17 protein-coding genes are annotated in these 15,900 nt (G+C 67.8%); 8 read left to right on the top strand and 9 right to left on the bottom strand.

The window, feature by feature from the left end:
• Window positions 1-6: 6 nt before the first annotated feature.
• The 4 genes from IEV67_RS03530 to IEV67_RS03515 form a co-directional block, all read right to left on the bottom strand.
• Window positions 7-1,314, bottom strand: a complete 1,308-nt coding sequence (locus IEV67_RS03530; RefSeq protein WP_188435182.1) for an ABC transporter substrate-binding protein — start codon at window positions 1,312-1,314, stop codon at window positions 7-9.
• A gap of 47 nt (window positions 1,315-1,361) precedes the next feature.
• Entirely contained in the window at window positions 1,362-2,987 is a 1,626-nt protein-coding gene (locus IEV67_RS03525; protein ID WP_229702689.1) for an FAD-dependent oxidoreductase, read from the bottom strand.
• On the bottom strand, window positions 2,974-4,089 hold the full coding sequence (locus tag IEV67_RS03520) for a LacI family DNA-binding transcriptional regulator (RefSeq protein WP_188435181.1): 1,116 nt from the start codon (window positions 4,087-4,089) through the stop codon (window positions 2,974-2,976). The genes IEV67_RS03525 and IEV67_RS03520 overlap by 14 nt, the downstream gene beginning before the upstream one ends.
• Before the next feature lie 181 nt (window positions 4,090-4,270).
• On the bottom strand, window positions 4,271-5,173 hold the full coding sequence (locus IEV67_RS03515) for a hypothetical protein (protein ID WP_229702687.1): 903 nt from the start codon (window positions 5,171-5,173) through the stop codon (window positions 4,271-4,273).
• Between the two features lie 295 nt (window positions 5,174-5,468).
• Between IEV67_RS03515 and IEV67_RS03510 the strand changes: the two genes are divergently transcribed.
• On the top strand, window positions 5,469-6,128 hold the full coding sequence (locus IEV67_RS03510) for an acyl-CoA synthetase (RefSeq protein WP_188435179.1): 660 nt from the start codon (window positions 5,469-5,471) through the stop codon (window positions 6,126-6,128).
• Window positions 6,125-6,487, top strand: a complete 363-nt coding sequence (locus tag IEV67_RS03505; RefSeq protein WP_188435178.1) for a hypothetical protein — start codon at window positions 6,125-6,127, stop codon at window positions 6,485-6,487. The genes IEV67_RS03510 and IEV67_RS03505 overlap by 4 nt, the downstream gene beginning before the upstream one ends.
• 31 nt (window positions 6,488-6,518) lie before the next feature.
• Here the strand turns inward: IEV67_RS03505 and purB are convergent, their stop codons facing one another.
• Together purB and IEV67_RS03495 are read right to left on the bottom strand one after the other, a co-directional pair.
• Window positions 6,519-7,901, bottom strand: a complete 1,383-nt coding sequence (gene purB, locus IEV67_RS03500) for an adenylosuccinate lyase (protein WP_188435725.1) — start codon at window positions 7,899-7,901, stop codon at window positions 6,519-6,521.
• Between the two features lie 26 nt (window positions 7,902-7,927).
• Complete coding sequence (locus IEV67_RS03495; protein ID WP_373284418.1) at window positions 7,928-8,455, bottom strand: low molecular weight protein-tyrosine-phosphatase; 528 nt, start codon at window positions 8,453-8,455, stop codon at window positions 7,928-7,930.
• 138 nt (window positions 8,456-8,593) lie between these two features.
• Here IEV67_RS03495 and IEV67_RS03490 point away from each other — a divergent pair, with 138 nt between their 5' ends.
• Together IEV67_RS03490 and IEV67_RS03485 are read left to right on the top strand one after the other, a co-directional pair.
• Complete coding sequence (locus IEV67_RS03490) at window positions 8,594-8,857, top strand: hypothetical protein (RefSeq protein WP_188435177.1); 264 nt, start codon at window positions 8,594-8,596, stop codon at window positions 8,855-8,857.
• The gene (locus IEV67_RS03485; protein ID WP_188435176.1) at window positions 8,854-10,140 is read left to right on the top strand and encodes a hypothetical protein; all 1,287 of its coding nucleotides are present in this window, start codon (window positions 8,854-8,856) and stop codon (window positions 10,138-10,140) included. The genes IEV67_RS03490 and IEV67_RS03485 overlap by 4 nt, the downstream gene beginning before the upstream one ends.
• A 45-nt stretch (window positions 10,141-10,185) precedes the next feature.
• On the opposite strand, the gene IEV67_RS03480 is transcribed toward IEV67_RS03485, so the two are convergent.
• The 3 genes from IEV67_RS03480 to IEV67_RS03470 are packed head-to-tail and all read right to left on the bottom strand — an operon-like array spanning window position 10,186 to window position 11,187.
• On the bottom strand, window positions 10,186-10,587 hold the full coding sequence (locus IEV67_RS03480) for a phage holin family protein (RefSeq protein ID WP_188435175.1): 402 nt from the start codon (window positions 10,585-10,587) through the stop codon (window positions 10,186-10,188).
• Window positions 10,588-10,621: 34 nt separating this feature from the next.
• On the bottom strand, window positions 10,622-10,984 hold the full coding sequence (locus IEV67_RS03475) for a type II toxin-antitoxin system death-on-curing family toxin (protein ID WP_188435174.1): 363 nt from the start codon (window positions 10,982-10,984) through the stop codon (window positions 10,622-10,624).
• Window positions 10,981-11,187, bottom strand: coding sequence for a ribbon-helix-helix protein, CopG family (locus tag IEV67_RS03470; RefSeq protein WP_188435173.1), 207 nt, complete (start codon window positions 11,185-11,187; stop codon window positions 10,981-10,983). The genes IEV67_RS03475 and IEV67_RS03470 overlap by 4 nt, the downstream gene beginning before the upstream one ends.
• 61 nt (window positions 11,188-11,248) lie before the next feature.
• On the opposite strand from IEV67_RS03470, the gene IEV67_RS03465 reads away from it, so the two are divergent.
• The 4 genes from IEV67_RS03465 (at window position 11,249) to IEV67_RS03450 (ending at window position 15,866) form a co-directional block, all read left to right on the top strand.
• Window positions 11,249-12,316 carry a histidinol-phosphate transaminase gene (locus IEV67_RS03465; protein ID WP_188435172.1) on the top strand — a complete coding sequence of 356 codons (1,068 nt, stop codon included), beginning with the start codon at window positions 11,249-11,251 and terminating at the stop codon, window positions 12,314-12,316.
• 85 nt (window positions 12,317-12,401) lie between these two features.
• Window positions 12,402-13,535, top strand: a complete 1,134-nt coding sequence (locus IEV67_RS03460) for a thiamine pyrophosphate-dependent dehydrogenase E1 component subunit alpha (RefSeq protein ID WP_188435171.1) — start codon at window positions 12,402-12,404, stop codon at window positions 13,533-13,535.
• The gene (locus IEV67_RS03455) at window positions 13,532-14,512 is read left to right on the top strand and encodes an alpha-ketoacid dehydrogenase subunit beta (RefSeq protein ID WP_188435170.1); all 981 of its coding nucleotides are present in this window, start codon (window positions 13,532-13,534) and stop codon (window positions 14,510-14,512) included. The genes IEV67_RS03460 and IEV67_RS03455 overlap by 4 nt, the downstream gene beginning before the upstream one ends.
• Window positions 14,513-14,534: 22 nt before the next feature.
• The gene (locus IEV67_RS03450; RefSeq protein ID WP_188435169.1) at window positions 14,535-15,866 is read left to right on the top strand and encodes a dihydrolipoamide acetyltransferase family protein; all 1,332 of its coding nucleotides are present in this window, start codon (window positions 14,535-14,537) and stop codon (window positions 15,864-15,866) included.
• The last annotated feature ends 34 nt before the right edge of the window (window positions 15,867-15,900 follow it).

Below are 15,900 nucleotides of genomic sequence, written 5' to 3'. Positions count from 1 at the left end.
GCGGTATCAGCCCTCCAGCAGCGGTGAGATGGCGCCGCAGGTGTCTTCGAGCACGGCCTCGACATCGGCATCCGCCGTCCACAGCGCGTCGAGCTCAGCCCGCACGGTGTCCTGCAGCTTCGCGAAGTTGGCGTGCGTCGGCTTGGTGACGGCGTCCTGGATGCCGTCGACGACGACCGCCTGCAGCTGCTCCTCGCTGAGCTTCGGGTTGGCGGCGCCCAGGGTCTCGGCGTTCAGCAGCGACTCACGGGGCGGCGGGAAGTACGTCGCGAGCTTCTCGGCGTTCTCCGGGTCGGTGAAGTACGCGAGGAAGTCGGCAGCGATCGTGGGGTGCTTCGCATTCGCGAAGACGCCGATGCCGGCCTGGCCGATGACGTTCTGCTGGCCCTCCGGTCCCGCGGGGAGCGGAACGATGTCCCAGGCGAACGAGTCGTCGAGAGCGGATGCGCGGCTGATCTGCGTGATCGTCATCGCCGAGTCACCGGCGAAGAAGTCGGCGGTGACTCCGGGTCCAGGCATCGCCGCATCCTTGAAGACCGCGTCGTGGATCCACGTCATCGCGTCGACCATCTCCGGATCGGTGAACGTGCACTGCGTGCCGTCCTCGCTCCACGGCGCCGCACCCCAGCCGTTCCAGACCGAGGCGAGCACCTCCCAGGCCTTGTAGTCGAAGTCGCGGACGACGAGCCCCTGCTTCCCCGACGCGGCGGCCGCAGCGGCCGACATGTCGCGCGCGGAGTCGAAGGTCCAGTCTCCGGAGGCGACGAGGTCGGCCGGGTTCGGCTGACCCGCCGCGGCGAGCTGGTCGGTGTTGACGAACATCGCGAACGGGCTGTTCGAGAACGGATAGGCGAAGAGTCCGTCATCCTGCTGCCAGAGCGCGAGCGACGAGTCCAGCAGGTCGTCGTACTCGTATCCTTCGGCCTCCTGCAGCGTCGGTGCGATGTCGACCAGCGCGCCGCTCTGCACGAACTCGGGTGCGTAGCTCTCCAGGATCCAGCCGAGATCGGGTGCGTTGCCGCCGGCGAGCTGAGTGGTCAGAGTCGTCGTGTACGCGTCGAACGGGATCGGCTCGAACGTCACGCCCGAGACCAGCTCGGGGTTCTCGGCGACGTATGCGTCGGCGATCTCCTGGAACAGCGCGAGTTGCGTCTCGTCAGCTGTCCATACGGTCATCCGCAGCTCGACCGGTTCGTCTGGCGTCTCGGCTTCCGTCGGGCCACTGCTGCCGCATCCGGCAAGGGTGAGGGCGACGGCTGCGATGCCGGCGCCTACCGCGAGGGGTGCACGTCTACGTGATTGCGGGTAGCTCATGGGTCTCTCCATTCTGTGAATCGTGGTGTTCGGGTGTGGTGCAGGTCTCAGTACGCGTGGACGCGGCCCTCCGGCCAGTGCCGCTCGACTCCGGTGGCGTCGAGTTCGCCCTGGTAGGTGGCGCGCTGCGTGGTGTCGGCGTGCACGGCGTGCGGCGTCGTGCCGTTCGCGACGCAGAACGCGGCAAGGTGCCCGGCGGCTTCGCCGATGTTCCACTCCACCGGGTGCAGCCGGTAGCAGCCGTTGGTGATGTGCGTCGTGCCGATGTTCTTGTTCGCCGCGAGAAGGTTGGTCACGCGCTGCGGGATGAGGGCGCCGAGCGGGATCTCGAACGGCGTGGATGCCACGTCGATGTAGGTGTCGCCGCCGGTCGACGGGTGCAGATCGATTCGGTACATCCCGACCCCAACCGACTCCTCGTAGCGGGTCGCACCCTCGTCGCCGCGGATCGCGTACGAGACGTCGTTCTCGGTGATCGTCGTGAGTGCGCGGATGCGGCGGGACTCGCGGTGGTACGGCGCCTGCGCCAGGCCATCGGCCGAGCCCATCACGTCGGGGCGGAGACGCAGGCCGGGAAAGCCGAATCCACCGTCGGCGCGCGGCGCCTCGGTCTGCATCCAGTAGAACATCGACAGGCTCAGCTGCCGCGCGGCCTCGTAGTGGGCGAGCTCTTCGTCCCTCGTCGCGCCGATCACCGGGGCGACGAAGTAGTCGATGCTCGGCCAGTTGACGAGGCAGATGTCGCTCGCGTAGAAGCCGTGCTCGAAGAGGTCGCGCGCCGCGATGCGCCGGAAGTTCCAGAGGTTCTGGTCGCCCGCGTTGCGGGACTGGTCGGCATCGACCTCGAGCACGTCGTCACCCGGGTTCGGTTCGAACGCGCGAGTGCCGATCTGCAGCGTGCGCGGGTTCGGAGCCTGCCATGACAGCATCCGCTCGCCCTGCCAGGCGGCCGGTGCGTACTCGCGCCAGAAGTCGTAGTTCTCCGGGCGTTCGATCCTGTGATCGCCGTCGACGTGCTCGACCGCGAAGCAGACGCTCAGCGCCTGGATGTTGTCCGGCTGAGCGGCGTCAGGGGCGCTCGGTTCTCCGGTCTCGGCGCGGGACTCGAACCCCGTGACGAACTCGGTGCCGGTCAACGGCAGCAGCTCGCCGGTCTCGGTTGCGTCGATCACGTACGGCGCGGTGACGATGATGGTGCCCTCGCCGACGACCGACTCGAGGGTCACGCCCGTCACGCGGTCGCCGTCGACCGTCGCCGCGATCGGGCGGGTGCGCTCGAGCAGGCGGATGCGGCCGGTCGAGCGGTGCGGGGCGAGCATCTCCTCGAGCACGCCGACGGCGATGCGCGGCTCGTGGCACAGCTTCGACACCCAGCCGGCACCGGGGTTGAGGTCGGCGCGATCGCGGGCTCCGTCGATGAGCGGGTAACGCCGGCGATAGACGTCGCGGATGCCGTCGCGCAGTGCGCGGTAACGGGCGGTGATGCCGAATTCCTCGACCCATGGGTGCTCGTCCGGCGGCACGGCCTGAGAGGTCAGCTGCCCACCGATCCAGGGATACTCCTCGGTGAGGACGACGTTCGTTCCTCGGTCGGCGGCAGCGAGTGCGGCCGCGATGCCGCCGAGGCCGGCTCCGACGATGAGGATGTCGGCGGTCAGTTCACGCGTGGTCACGGATGGTTCCTTCGGTGTTGCGGGCGGTGGTCGGGGCTGCGGCGAGCGAGGCGCCGTCGATGTCGGGGCAATCGAGCATCTGGTGGTAGTCGGACTCGTCCAGGGCGGGGGCATTCGGCATCCGCCCCTCCGGGGAACGCGGCGCGGGGGATTCCTGGTCGACGATCCGAGAGAGCAGCACGAGAGCACGTGCACCCATCTCCTCGCGCGGGACCGCGAAGCCGGACCAGCTGCGACCGCCGTGGCGCGGGTGAAGCGGCTGACCGAGCAGCAGCATCGACACATCGTCCGGCACGCGCAGCCCGCGGGACTCGAGTTCGTCCGCGAGCTCTTCCGGGTAGTTCTCCGGTGCGACCAGGATCGATGTGAGACGTCGCTCTGCGATCTCCTCCGCGGCACCAGCGACGTCGTGGACGTCGACGAAGCGCAGCGGAAGCTCGTGGGCGCGCATGGCCTGCCGATATCCCTCGACGCGATCGAGTGTCGGCTGATCACTGGCCTGCGGCCCGGCGTACCCGATCCTGGTGTGGCCCTTCTCGATGAGCCGCTCCACCTGGCGAGACGTCGCGGTGAGGTAGTCGGCGCCGACGTAGGGGAGGAGCCGCCCTTCGCTGACACGCTTGCCGATGAACACGAACGGATACTTGGTGTCGAGAAGGTGCTGCAGTTCGCCGCGATCCTCGTGCTGGCCGAGCAGGAGACAGCCGTCGGCGATGCCGAGGCGCTGCCAGCCGTCGCGGGCGAGCTGGCGTCGGCCGTCGACGACGCGTGCCGAGGTGAAGAGCAGCATGTCGACGCCGAGCTGCTCGGCCGCGTGCTCGATGCCGACGAGGAACGCGCCGTAGAAGTCACGGCCGCCGCGGGGGAAGGTCGCCTCGTACGTGAAGACGCCGAGGATCTGGTTGCGCCCGCCTGCCAGGCGCTGCGCGACCGGGTTGGCCGAGTAGCCCGTGATGCGGATGGCGTCGAGTACGCGCTTGCGGGTCTCCTCGGAGATGCGGACGCCGGCCGGGGCGTTCCCGTTAAGGACGAAGCTGACCGTCGACTGGCTGACGCCGGCCATCGCGGCGACGTCGGCCTGCGTGAAGCGGTGACGCGGCATCGATCCTCCTCGATCTGATGTTCCGCCCCGATGGCGGCATGGTGACGAGACAGAAGTCTGCGCTGTACGGCGCGCACGGTCAATCTGATAATGCGTATTATTAGCGGCTGACGCCTGCCCGAGGCGTCAGCGCGGGCGCCGCTAAATCCGCATTATCGGTGTGTGGCCGCGCGCAGCCACGTCACTCGCGCTCGCCGAACCCCCAGCGCAGCACCAGCATCCCCGGTCCCCAGGATTGTCGTACCTGGTGGATGGTCGTGGCGCCGTCGAGGAAGAGCGGGGTCACGATTGTCTCCGTCGGCGTCTCCTCGACCTCTTCGATCCAATCCGGCAGCGCGTCGGGGTGGAACCTGGTCCACAGCACCAGTTCACGGGCGCGACGGGCGACGCCGTGGCCCGTCTCGGTGTTCGGCGGATACCCGGGAGGGAACTCCAGCTTCCATTCCAGCATCGTCGTCTGCGCCGGCCCCAACGGGCGTTCGAGTTCGAACATCGCTCCGTGCACCTCGCCGCTCGGGTGCGAGTGCACTCGCGAGATGTGACCACCGGAGACCACGCTGAAGATCGGAGCCGGCGTGCGCACGCCTGGCGTGAGGTCGAGGTAGGGCACGTTCGTGATCGTGCCGGCGGTGCTCTGCAGCAGCGTGCGCGTGGTGCGCGAGGCCACGAATCCGTCGGCGCCCACTTCTGTCACGGCTGTGGTGGAGACATCGCGTCCTGGGTCCATGACCGGAGCGCCCAGTGCGATGAACGTGTCGGCGGTCGCGCTCTCGAGCAGCGCGGCCGCAAGCGGATACTGCGGCGTGCCGATGGGGCCGACGCGCTGGCTCGGACCGACGAGCCGGCGCAGCGATCCGACATCCATGTGCAGCAGCGATTCGATCTCATCGACGGCCGCGAGCGACTGCGGGCCCTCCGGACGCCTGGCTCCGGAGCGCCAATAACTCAGAGTGGCTGCGGAGACGGGATTGCCGCTGGCCGTCAACCGCTCCCGCAACCGCGCGAGCGTGATGCCTCGTGCGGTGATCGCGGCTCGCAGAGCCGTCGCGAAATCAGTCGTGCCTGTTGAATCTTCTTCGTACATCACAGACCTCCCCCAGGTATGTGAAGAAGCACTCGGTACCTTGAGCTTAGGACCAGTCGCAGGCACCTCGGGCCCGGGGCGTCATGCGCGGGTCACGGGTCAGATCTTCGCAGGCGGCGCCCGCTTCTGCGACGATGGTCGGACTCGACGCAGGGCCCCCTGCGTGAACTGTGGGGTTCGGTGAGCGTTCTGGGGACGCCACCGAACCCGACAGTGGCACCGCAGGCGTCGGGCACGCCGGCTCCTCGCCCACGCGTAGACTGGACATACCACCCCGGAAGACCGAGGAATCGTCATGTCTGCCCCAGCCCGCACCTTCACCGTGCGCAACATCCAACTGCTGCGCGCGCTCTTCGCGGCGGTGTCGGCGCTCATGATCACGTTCTCGCCCGATCACTCGGCTGCCGTCGGATTCGCCGTGTTCGGCGGGTTCGTCGCCGCGAGCGGGTTCATCTTCGTGCTCGGCGCCTGGCTCGCCGTGCCCTCCGGTTCGCGTTGGCCTCTCATCCTGCTCGGCGTCATCGACCTGCTCACGGCAGTCGCCAGCGGCATCCCCACCTGGCGCACCGACGGAGTGTTCTTCGTCGTGGTGATCATCTGGGCCGCAGCGACCGGTCTCGTCGAACTCATCGCCGGACTCCGCGCCCGGCGCACCGATCCGACGGCGAAGGATGCCATCACCATCGGCGCGCTCGGACTCCTCCTCGCGGTCGTCCTGCTCGTCATCCCGGCAGGCTATTCGCTGCAGTACTCGGTCGACGGGGCGGAAGCACTGACGCTCACCGGCATCATCCTGGCCGTCGGCATGTTCGGCGGCTACACCGCCATCGTCGCCGTCTTCCTCGCGATCGCCGGCTTCTCGCCGAATCGCACCGACGCGACGGAAGACGAGACGAAGGATGCCGACACCGATGACGCCGCGAGCGCCTCGGTCGAGAGTGGAGGAGCCGCGTGAGCGAGAAGAAGGCCAATCGTCGAGAGCTGCTGCGCCCGCTGCACCTGCTCGGGATCGCGCTCGTCTGCGGCATCTTCGCGGCCGTGGTCACACTGGTGTCGACCGGTGCGTTCACCTCACGAGTCAACGCGTCGATCGCGAACGGCTCCTACCAGGGCCTCACTCCGATCGCCCTCGGCCTCGTCATCGGCGGTGGCGCCTTCATCGTCACGCTGCTCATCATGTCGATGCTGATCCTCGCGGTCGACCCGCGCGACTACCAGGACAAGACGATCGACCGGCCGGTGCTCTACGACGAAGAGCCCGGGGACGACGCTGACGGCAGCGGAGAACCCGGTTCCTCCAGCTCTGAGCGCTGACGCCTTCGGCGGCGAAATGCCGCCCTGCGCCCTACTTCGCGAGGCGCTCGGCGATGCCGATGTACGTCGCCGGCGTGAGAGCGAGCAGACGCCGCTTCGCAGCATCCCCGATCTCGAGGCCATCGACGAAGGATGCCAGCTCCGCGGCCCCGACGCGGTGACCGCGGGTCAGCTCCTTCAGCAGTGCGTACGGGTCGCTGATCGTCGAACGTCCGGCGACGACCTCGGCGCGGATGACGGTCTGGATGGCCTCCGCGAGGACTTCCCAGTTCACGTCGAGGTCGGCGAGCAGCACGTCGCGGGCCAGCGATATCTCGTTCAGGCCGCGACGCAGGTTGTCGAGGGCGAGCAGCGAGTGCCCGAACGCGACGCCGATGTTGCGCTGCGTGGTCGAGTCGGTGAGGTCGCGCTGCATCCGCGATGTCACCAGCGTCTGCGAGAGTGATCCCAGCAGAGCCGCCGACAGCTCGAGGTTCGCCTCGGCGTTCTCGAACCGGATCGGGTTGATCTTGTGCGGCATGGTCGACGATCCGGTGGCGCCGGCGACCGGGATCTGCGTGAAATAGCCGATCGAGATGTAGGTCCAGATGTCGGTGGCGAGGTTGTGCAGGATGCCGCCGGCATGACGCATGCGGTCATAGAGCTCGACCTGCCAGTCGTGCGACTCGATCTGGGTGGTGAGGACGTTGAAGCCGAGGCCGAGACCTTCGACGTACTCGCGGGCGATCGTCGGCCAGTCGGCATCCGGATCCGCGGCGAGGTGGGCCGACCAGGTGCCCGTCGCGCCCGAGAACTTCGCGAGGAACTCGGATGCCGCGATCTGGGCGCGCACGCGCTCGAGGCGCCACGCGAAGACCGCGAGCTCCTTGCCCATGGTCGACGGGGTAGCCGGCTGACCGTGCGTGCGGGACAGCATCGCAGCATCCGCATGCTCGACCGACAGCTCCCGCAGCTTGGCGATCAGGCCGTCGAACGCCGGAAGCCACACATCCTCGACGGCGCGCTTCACAGTGAGCGCGTATGAGACCGAGTTGATGTCCTCACTGGTGCACGCGAAGTGCGTCAACTCGGCGATCGAGTCGAGACCCAGCGCCTGAAGGCGGTCGCGCACGAGGTACTCGACGGCCTTCACGTCGTGACGCGTGACGGCCTCCTTCTCAGCGAGCCAGTCGATCTCGTTCTGCCCGAAGTCGCGGTAGAGGCCGCGCAGGCGCTCCTTGTCGGCATCCGCCAGCGGCGACGTCTCGAACAGCGACCGGTCGGTGAGGGCGATGAGCCACTCGACCTCGGCCTCGACGCGAGCGCGGTTCAGACCGGCCTCGGAGAGGTAGTCGCCGAGCGGTGCGACAGCCGGACGGTAGCGCCCGTCGAGGGGGCTCAGCGGCTGGACGGGGAAGGAGTTCGGGGAAGTCAGGGGAGTCCTCCTGATCGGGCCCCAACTCAGTTCTGGGGCAACGTGCGGGGCGTTGTACGGCGGGAACGCAGGGCGGGTTCGAGCTGACGGAACAGGCCTCGGGTCGCGGTCTCAATCATAGCCAGCACGGCGTCGAACATCTGGGCCTCCGCATAATACGGGTCGGGCACGTCGAGGTTCTCGGCCTCGCGATCGAACGACAACAGCAGGGTGATCTTGCCCTCCTGGTCCTCATCGCGCGCCCATTCGCGCAGGATGCGCTCATGCGTGCGATCCAGCGCGACGACGAGATCATTGTCAGCGAAGGATGCCGCGGTGAACGGCTTCGCGCGATGGCGGGACCCGTCGTACCCGCGGCGTTCCAGAGCCTCGATGGTGCGGTTGTCGGCGCGCTCGCCGACGTGCCACTCGCCCGTGCTGGCGCTGCTCGAGGTGATGCGTGCTCCGAGCCCCTGGCGCTCGGCGAGGTCGCGGAACACCACCTCCGCCATGGGAGAGCGGCAGATGTTGCCCGTGCACACGAAGATGACGCGGAAGGGCTCGGGCGATGTCACGCGTCCCATTCTGCCTGTCGGCATCCCTCCTGCACAGTCGCACTCTCTCTTTCTGCACCATCGCGCCGGTGGGCCGACTCTGCACGATTCGCGCCTCAGCCCGCACCGCCGGAGGAAGGCACGCGGCATCCTTGGCGCATGCTGAACATCATCGCGACCTCGTCCCCGGCCTCGGACGACCTCTGGAGGTGGTTCTCGGCGCAACGCGCCATCAGTGAGGCGATCACCGCCTTCGAGGATGCCGGATCCGGGCTGCTTCCCCTCGTTGAGGCGAGCGAATGGCAGGCCGACGGCGTGCGTGCCCTGCATGCGCTCATCATCGACCTGAAGGACCGCACCATGGCCGAGGTGGGCGTGCTGAACAGCCGGTTGTGGGAGCTCGAGGCAGCGGGTCGGTCATGAGTGACGGCGTCGACATCACACATGGCGGTGCGATCGCCGTCGACCCCGAGGCGCTTCGAGCGGTGGCCGAGGCCATGGGCAGAATCGCGCCGGGTTTCGCGGATGCGGCCGCCGCGATCCGCAGCGCCTACGGCTTCATCGTCGGCACGCCGAACCTCAGCGGTCAGGTCGACACCGTGTCGCTCTGGGCGAGCGCGGAGCGGGCGGAGGTGCTGTACGACGAATGCCGAACCGCGTCCTCCAACACCCTGCTGATGGCCGACGTCTACGAACTCGTCGAGCTCAGGGCGCAACTGGCCGCGCTCGCGATTCAGGACACGGCGCAGGCCTTCGCACTTGATGCGCGCATCGCGCAGCTTGAGGCATCCGATCCTCGGGTGACGGAGATGGAGCAGTGGCTGCTCGCCGGCTGGAAGGAGAAGCGGTTCGCTGGGCTGGGCGAGCAGCTCTACCTGGGCCCCTCCGCCTTGTCGGGAGGATCCGACCTGAATCTGGGAGGGGTGCTGCTCATGGCGGCGTCGGTCGCAGCGACCGGCACCGGCCGGCTTGCGCCGAACGCGACACTGTCCGGACGCGGCGGGCCGGTCTCGGTGACGCCTGTCAGGACGTCCACGGCGATCGCCCCTCCGACGAGCCTGGCTGAGGCGTTCCGGCGATTTCCGGGAGCGAGTGGCGCGCAACTCAAGGTCGAGAAGTACACGATGGCCGACGGCACGAACCGGTTCGTGCTCTACGCGAAGGGGACGCAGCCGAGCCTGGATCCGAAGGAGCCCTTCGATCTGAAATCGAACCTCGACCTGTACACCGGCCAGGAATCGGCATCGTATGCCGCGACGGTCGAGGCGTTGGAGGCGGCCGGCGCGCGACCCGGCGACGAGCTGCACGTGTATGCGCACTCGCAGTCGGCCATGAACGCCGCCTACCTGTCATCGCAGAGCGAGTTCGACGTGACGGTGCAGGTGACCGCCGGCAGCCCTGTTCATCCGACGGTCGGAGAAGACCAGTTGCTGATCGAGTTCCGGCACACCGACGATGCGGTCAGCAGTCTCGCCGGTGGCGGGTCGCCCGGTGGCACAGGCTCCCCGGACAGCCTGGTCGTGACCAGGGACGGCGATCCCTTCGATGTGCTCTTCCCGGCGCACCTGATGGACAGCTATACCGAGACCGCCGAGATGGTCGACGCCTCCGGAGACGTCCGGCTGGACGCATGGCTCGACAAGGCCCGCGAGCTCAATGAGGCGGTGGCGATCGAATCGACCGAGTACGTCGCGCAGCGGGAGTGACTCGCGGCGGGAACTGGCGTGCGCGGGAACTATCGCGCACAGCGATCAGTCGCGGCGCTGCTTCTTCTGCGGGCGGAGGATGCCGCCGAACACCGCGTTGATGATCGAGATGATGATCGCCGCGAGCACGCCCCACCAGAAGCTGCCGACGGTCAGGCCCCAGCCGAAGCCGGAGGTGATCCACGCGGTCAACCACAGCAGGAAGCCGTTGATGATGAGGCCGATGAGTCCGAGCGTGAGGATGTAGAGCGGGAACGCCAGGATCTTCACGACCGTGCCGATGATCGTGTTGACCAGCGCGAAGATCGCGCTGACCGCGAGCAGCGTGAGCACCAGCTGCAGGGTCTCGCCCGGAGGGAACGCGGTGATGTTGACCTGCAGTGCAGGGATCAGCGTGACCACCCACAGGGCGAACGCGTTGATGACGACTCTGATGATGAAGCGCATTGTGGATTCAGTCTTGCATGATGGGTGGCGGTTGTCACCGGATGTGGGTGCGGAAGTCCTCGGCGATCTCCTCGAGTGATGCCTTGTTCTGTGCGGTGCGGAGTACGAGATCGAATGCTGTCTCGACATCCATGTCGATGATGATGCCGTTCATCTCCAGAAATGTCAGGGTGAGGATCCAGGAGAAGCGCTTGTTGCCGTCGAAGAGCGGATGATTCTGGCTCAGCGATGACAACAGCGACGCGGCCTTGACCTCGATTTCCGGGTAGGCCTCGACACCGAACATGGAGCTCGACGGGCGCGCGAGCGCGGACGAGAGCAGCCCGATGTCACGAACGTGAAGTCCGAGGGCGTTGAGCACGCCGACGGCGTGGGGCAGCTCGACGTATCGGGTCACGCGTCTTCGAGCTTCTTCAGCAACTCGGAGTAACGGTCGGCTACACCGAGTGCGATGGTGACGGCCTGATCGGTTGTCACCTCTTCGCGAAGGAACCGGTTGGCCGCTTCGATGAGCAGCGCATGCTTGGACGTGTGTCGACGCGCGGCCAGCTCGCTGAGCTGCGCATCGGTCTCTTCCGGAAGTCTCACAGTCATAGCCATACCAAAATGGTACCAGCGCTGCCAGGAGTGCGACAGCGCATCGCGCTCGTAGACTGACCTCGTGACCGAGCCGATCCTTCCCCGCATCCGCCCAGAGATCGCCGCCCTCGCGCCGTACCGGCAGGGCAAGCAGGCGGGTCCGGATGCCTTCAAACTCTCCAGCAATGAGAATCCGTTCGAGCCCCTGCCGTCGGTGCTCGAGGCCCTCGCGCACACCACGCCGATCAACCGCTATCCGGACGCCACAGCCACCCGTCTGCGTGAGCGCCTCGCAGCGCGCTACGGCGTCGACCTCGACCAGGTCCACGTTGCCAGCGGAAGCGTCGCCATCCTGTACCAGCTGGTGCAGGCCGCGGCATCCGTCGGTGATGAGGTCGTCTACGCCTGGCGCTCCTTCGAGGCCTACCCCGGGCTGCCACTCGTCGCCGGTGCGACCGGCGTGCCGATTCCGCTGAGCGCCGACGCGCGCCACGACCTCGACGCGATGGCGGATGCCGTCACCGATCGCACCCGCGCCGTTCTGCTGTGCACGCCGAACAACCCCACCGGCCCGATCATCACCGCCGACGAGTTCACGGCGTTCGTCGCCAGGGTCCCGGCCGATGTGCTGATCATCCTCGATGAGGCGTATGCCGAGTTCGTCACGGCAGAGGACGCGGTGGACGGCCTCGGGGCCCGCGTGTTCGAGGACCATCCGAACGTCGTGGTGCTGCGCACGTTCTCCAAGGCGTACGGCCTCGCAGGTCTCCGGGTCGGGTATGCGATCGGCCACGCCAAGGTGCTCGACGCCGCCAGGGCCACCGGCATCCCGCTGTCCGTCACAGCCGCTGCCGAGACCGCCGCGATCGCGAGCCTCGACGCCGAGGGTGAACTCCTCGACCGGGTCGCGGTGATCGTCGAGCGCCGCACCGCCCTGGTGACCGCGCTGCGCGCGCAGGGCTGGGAGGTTCCGGACAGCCAGGCCAACTTCGTGTGGCTGCCCACGGGCGACCGTACCGACGAGATCGCCGCCGCATTCCTGGCCGCCGACATCGTCGTCAGGCCGTTCTCCGGTGACGGCATCCGCATCTCCGTCGGCGAGGAGCCCTCCATCGACCGGGTGCTCCACGTCGCCTCCACTGTCCGCTGACCAGCGGTTTCTTCGGGCTCCGGGCAGATACGAGGGCGTCCTAGGTATGCGTGACGGGGCATGCCGGCTCGGATAGCGTAAGACGGTGACCTCGTCAGAGACTGATCTCGTCCGCGTCCTCGAGGCGGATGGCCGTTTCGCGCCCAGCCCTGCCGCCGAGCAGTACCTGCCCCTGATCGAAGCGATCAGTGATGCAGAGCTCGAGCAGTTCTATCGCGACATGGTCGTCATCCGCGCCATCGACAATCAAGCCACGAACCTGCAGCGCCAGGGGCAGCTGGCGCTCTGGCCGCCGAGTCGCGGCCAGGAGGCGGCGCAGGTGGGATCAGCCCGCGCCGCGCGCACGCAGGACACGCTGTTCCCCTCGTATCGCGAGCACGCCGTCGCACGGATCCGCGGCGTCGACCCGATCGGCATCATCAAGCTGATGCGCGGGATCTCGCACGGCGGCTGGGATCCGACGGATCCTGCCAACGGCAACACGCGGCTGTACACCCTGGTGCTCGGTTCTCAAGTGCTGCACGCCACCGGCTACGCCATGGGCCTGAACTTCGGCGACCGCTCCGGCACCGGCGACCCGGAGCGCGATGAAGCTGTGATCGTCTACTACGGCGACGGCGCCTCCAGTCAGGGCGACGTGCACGAGGCGATGGTCTTCGCCGCCAGCTACCAGACCCCGACCGTCTTCTTCCTGCAGAACAACCAGTGGGCGATCTCCGTTCCGGTCGCGACGCAGACCCGCGTGCCTTTCGCGCAGCGCAGCGCCGGTTACGGCATCGACAGCATCCGCGTCGACGGCAACGACGTGCTCGCGAGTTACGCCGTCTCGCGCGTCGCGCTCGACGAGGCGCGTGCGGGCAAGGGCCCCCGCGCGATCGAGGCGGAGACGTACCGCCTCGGCGCGCACACGACGAGCGACGACCCGACGAAGTACCGCACCAGCGACGAGGAGAAATCGTGGGAGGTGCGGGACCCGATTCCGCGCATGCGCGCCTTCCTCGAGGGGCGCGGCGCCGCCGGAGCGCTCTTCGACGACGTGGATTCCGAGGCGGCGGATGCTGCCGAAGACCTCCGCGTCCGCACGCTCGCGATCGAGTCGCCACCGGCGAACAAGATCTTCGATCACGTCTACAGCGAGCGGCATCCGCTGATGGATGAGCAGCGCGCGTGGCGCGAGCAGTACGAAGCATCCTTCGAGCAGCCGGGAGCCCACGCATGACGCTCGAGACGATGCCGCTGAGCAAGGCCCTCAACGCCGGCATGCGCAAGGCCATGGAAGACGATCCGAGTGTGCTGCTGATGGGCGAGGACATCGGAAAGCTCGGCGGGGTTTTCCGCATCACCGAGAACCTGCAGCGCGACTTCGGCGAGAAGCGAGTGCTGGACACGCCGCTCGCGGAGTCGGGGATCGTGGGAACGGCGATCGGCCTCGCGATGGCGGGTTTCCGCCCGGTCTGCGAGATCCAGTTCGACGGCTTCGTGTTCCCGGCGTTCGACCAGATCACCTCGCAGCTGGCGAAGATCACCAACCGGCACGAGGGTGCGCTCTCGATGCCGATCGTGATCCGCATCCCCTACGGCGGGCACATCGGCGCGATCGAGCATCATCAGGAGAGCCCTGAGGCGTACTTCGCCCACACCCCTGGTCTGCGGGTCGTCGCGCCGTCGACGCCGAACGACGCGTACTGGATGATCCAGGAGGCCATCGCGTCGAACGATCCGGTCATCTTCCTGGAGCCGAAGAGCAAGTACTGGCAGAAGGGCGAGGTCGACCTCGAGCAGTCCGCCGCGGCTCTGCACGCGTCGCGCGTGGTGCGCACCGGCACGGATGTGACTCTGGTCGGTCACGGCGCGATGGTCACGACACTGCTGCAGGCCGCCGCGCTCGCCGAGAGCGAGGGCACGAGCTGCGAGGTCGTCGACGTGCGGTCACTGTCGCCGGTCGACTACGGACCCATCCTCGACTCGGCTCGCAAGACCGGTCGCGTGGTCTACGCGCAGGAGGCCCCTGGCTTCACGAGTGTCGGCAGCGAGATCGCGGCGACCGTGATGGAGCGCGCGTTCTACGCTCTCGAGGCTCCGGTGCTGCGAGTGTCAGGCTATGACGCACCGTTCCCGCCCGCGAAGCTCGAGGGCACCTTCCTCCCGGATGCCGACCGCATCCTCGAGGCCGTAGACCGGTCACTGGCCTACTGACTCTGTTCCGAAAGGACTCGCAATGAGCACGCAGAACTTCAACCTCCCCGACGTCGGCGAGGGCCTGACCGAAGCCGAGATCGTCACGTGGAAGGTCGCCCCCGGTGACGACGTCGCGATCAACGACGTGATCTGCGAGATCGAGACGGCCAAGTCGCTCGTCGAGCTGCCGTCGCCGTACGCGGGTGTCGTCGGCGATCTGCTGGTCGGCGAGGGCACGACGGTCGAGGTCGGGACCCCGATCATCAGTTTCGCGTCGGATGCTGCACCCGCTGCCGCGCCGCAGCCCGCCGCCCCCGCGGAGGAGCCCGGCGGCTCGGTCCTCGTCGGGTACGGCACCGGCGCCGGCGCGACCTCTCGGCGTACCCGCCCTGCCGTGCGCCCCGTGCGTTCGTCGGTCGGCGTGATCGCGAAGCCCCCGATCCGCAAGCTCGCCCGCGACCTCGGTGTCGACCTCTCCTCGGTCAGCCCGACAGGCGCTGACGGCGAAGTCACCCGCGACGACGTGGTGAAGCAGGCCTCGCAGGCGAGTGTGTTCCGCAACATCGAGACTCCCGAGTGGGGCAAGGTACGCGAGGAGACGGTGGCGCCGAAGAGCGCACCGGTCGGCCTCGCCCGCGGTGTCGCCGCATCCGCCTCTCACGATTCGGATTCGCGCACCGAGTCGATCCCCGTCAAGGGCGTGCGCAAGGTCAGCGCATCGGCGATGGTGCAGAGCGCGTACACCGCGCCGCACGTCACGGTGTGGAAGGAGGTCGACGCGACGCGCACGATGGAACTCGTCAAGCGCCTGAAGACCTCACCGGACTACGCCGACATCAAGGTGTCGCCGCTGCTCATCGTGGCGCGCGCCGTGATCTGGGCCGTACGCCGCAACCCGATGGTCAACGCGGCCTGGGTCGAGACCGAGGGCGGTGCCGAGATCTCGGTGCGCCACTACGTCAACCTCGGCATCGCCGCGGCGACCCCGCGCGGACTGCTCGTGCCGAACATCAAGGACGCGCAGGACCTCAACATGCGCGAGCTCGCGCGGGCGCTCAACCGCCTCACTCTCACCGCGCGCGAGGGCAAGACCCCGCCGGTGGATCAGCAGGGCGGAACGATCACGATCACCAACATCGGAGTGTTCGGGATGGATGCCGGAACCCCGATCATCAACCCGGGGGAGGCGGGCATCGTGGCGATGGGAACCATCAGCCAGAAGCCGTGGGTCGTCGACGGCGAGGTGCGTCCGCGGTTCGTCACCACGGTGGCAGGGTCCTTCGATCACCGCGTCATCGACGGCGACGGCATGAGCCGCTTCATCGCCGACGTCGCCAGCATCCTGGAAGAGCCGGCGCTGCTCGTCGACTGATCTGAGACCTCGTTGAAAGACCAAGGGAGAGGCG

The organism is Microbacterium murale (genome assembly GCF_014635185.1).
GTDB classification, from domain to species: domain Bacteria; phylum Actinomycetota; class Actinomycetes; order Actinomycetales; family Microbacteriaceae; genus Microbacterium; species Microbacterium murale.
This window is presented reverse-complemented; position numbering and strand designations above follow the sequence as displayed.

Bases quoted from the DNA above. Each gene is read 5' to 3' on its own strand.
- IEV67_RS03530 (WP_188435182.1), bottom strand. From the start codon at position 1,314: ATGAGCTACCCGCAATCACGTAGACGTGCACCCCTCGCGGTAGGCGCC.
- IEV67_RS03485 (WP_188435176.1), top strand. From the start codon at position 8,854: ATGAGTGACGGCGTCGACATCACACATGGCGGTGCGATCGCCGTCGAC.
- IEV67_RS03515 (WP_229702687.1), bottom strand. From the start codon at position 5,173: ATGTACGAAGAAGATTCAACAGGCACGACTGATTTCGCGACGGCTCTG.
- IEV67_RS03490 (WP_188435177.1), top strand. From the start codon at position 8,594: ATGCTGAACATCATCGCGACCTCGTCCCCGGCCTCGGACGACCTCTGG.
- IEV67_RS03520 (WP_188435181.1), bottom strand. From the start codon at position 4,089: ATGCCGCGTCACCGCTTCACGCAGGCCGACGTCGCCGCGATGGCCGGC.
- IEV67_RS03480 (WP_188435175.1), bottom strand. From the start codon at position 10,587: ATGCGCTTCATCATCAGAGTCGTCATCAACGCGTTCGCCCTGTGGGTG.
- IEV67_RS03450 (WP_188435169.1), top strand. From the start codon at position 14,535: ATGAGCACGCAGAACTTCAACCTCCCCGACGTCGGCGAGGGCCTGACC.
- IEV67_RS03470 (WP_188435173.1), bottom strand. From the start codon at position 11,187: ATGGCTATGACTGTGAGACTTCCGGAAGAGACCGATGCGCAGCTCAGC.
- IEV67_RS03455 (WP_188435170.1), top strand. From the start codon at position 13,532: ATGACGCTCGAGACGATGCCGCTGAGCAAGGCCCTCAACGCCGGCATG.
- IEV67_RS03510 (WP_188435179.1), top strand. From the start codon at position 5,469: ATGTCTGCCCCAGCCCGCACCTTCACCGTGCGCAACATCCAACTGCTG.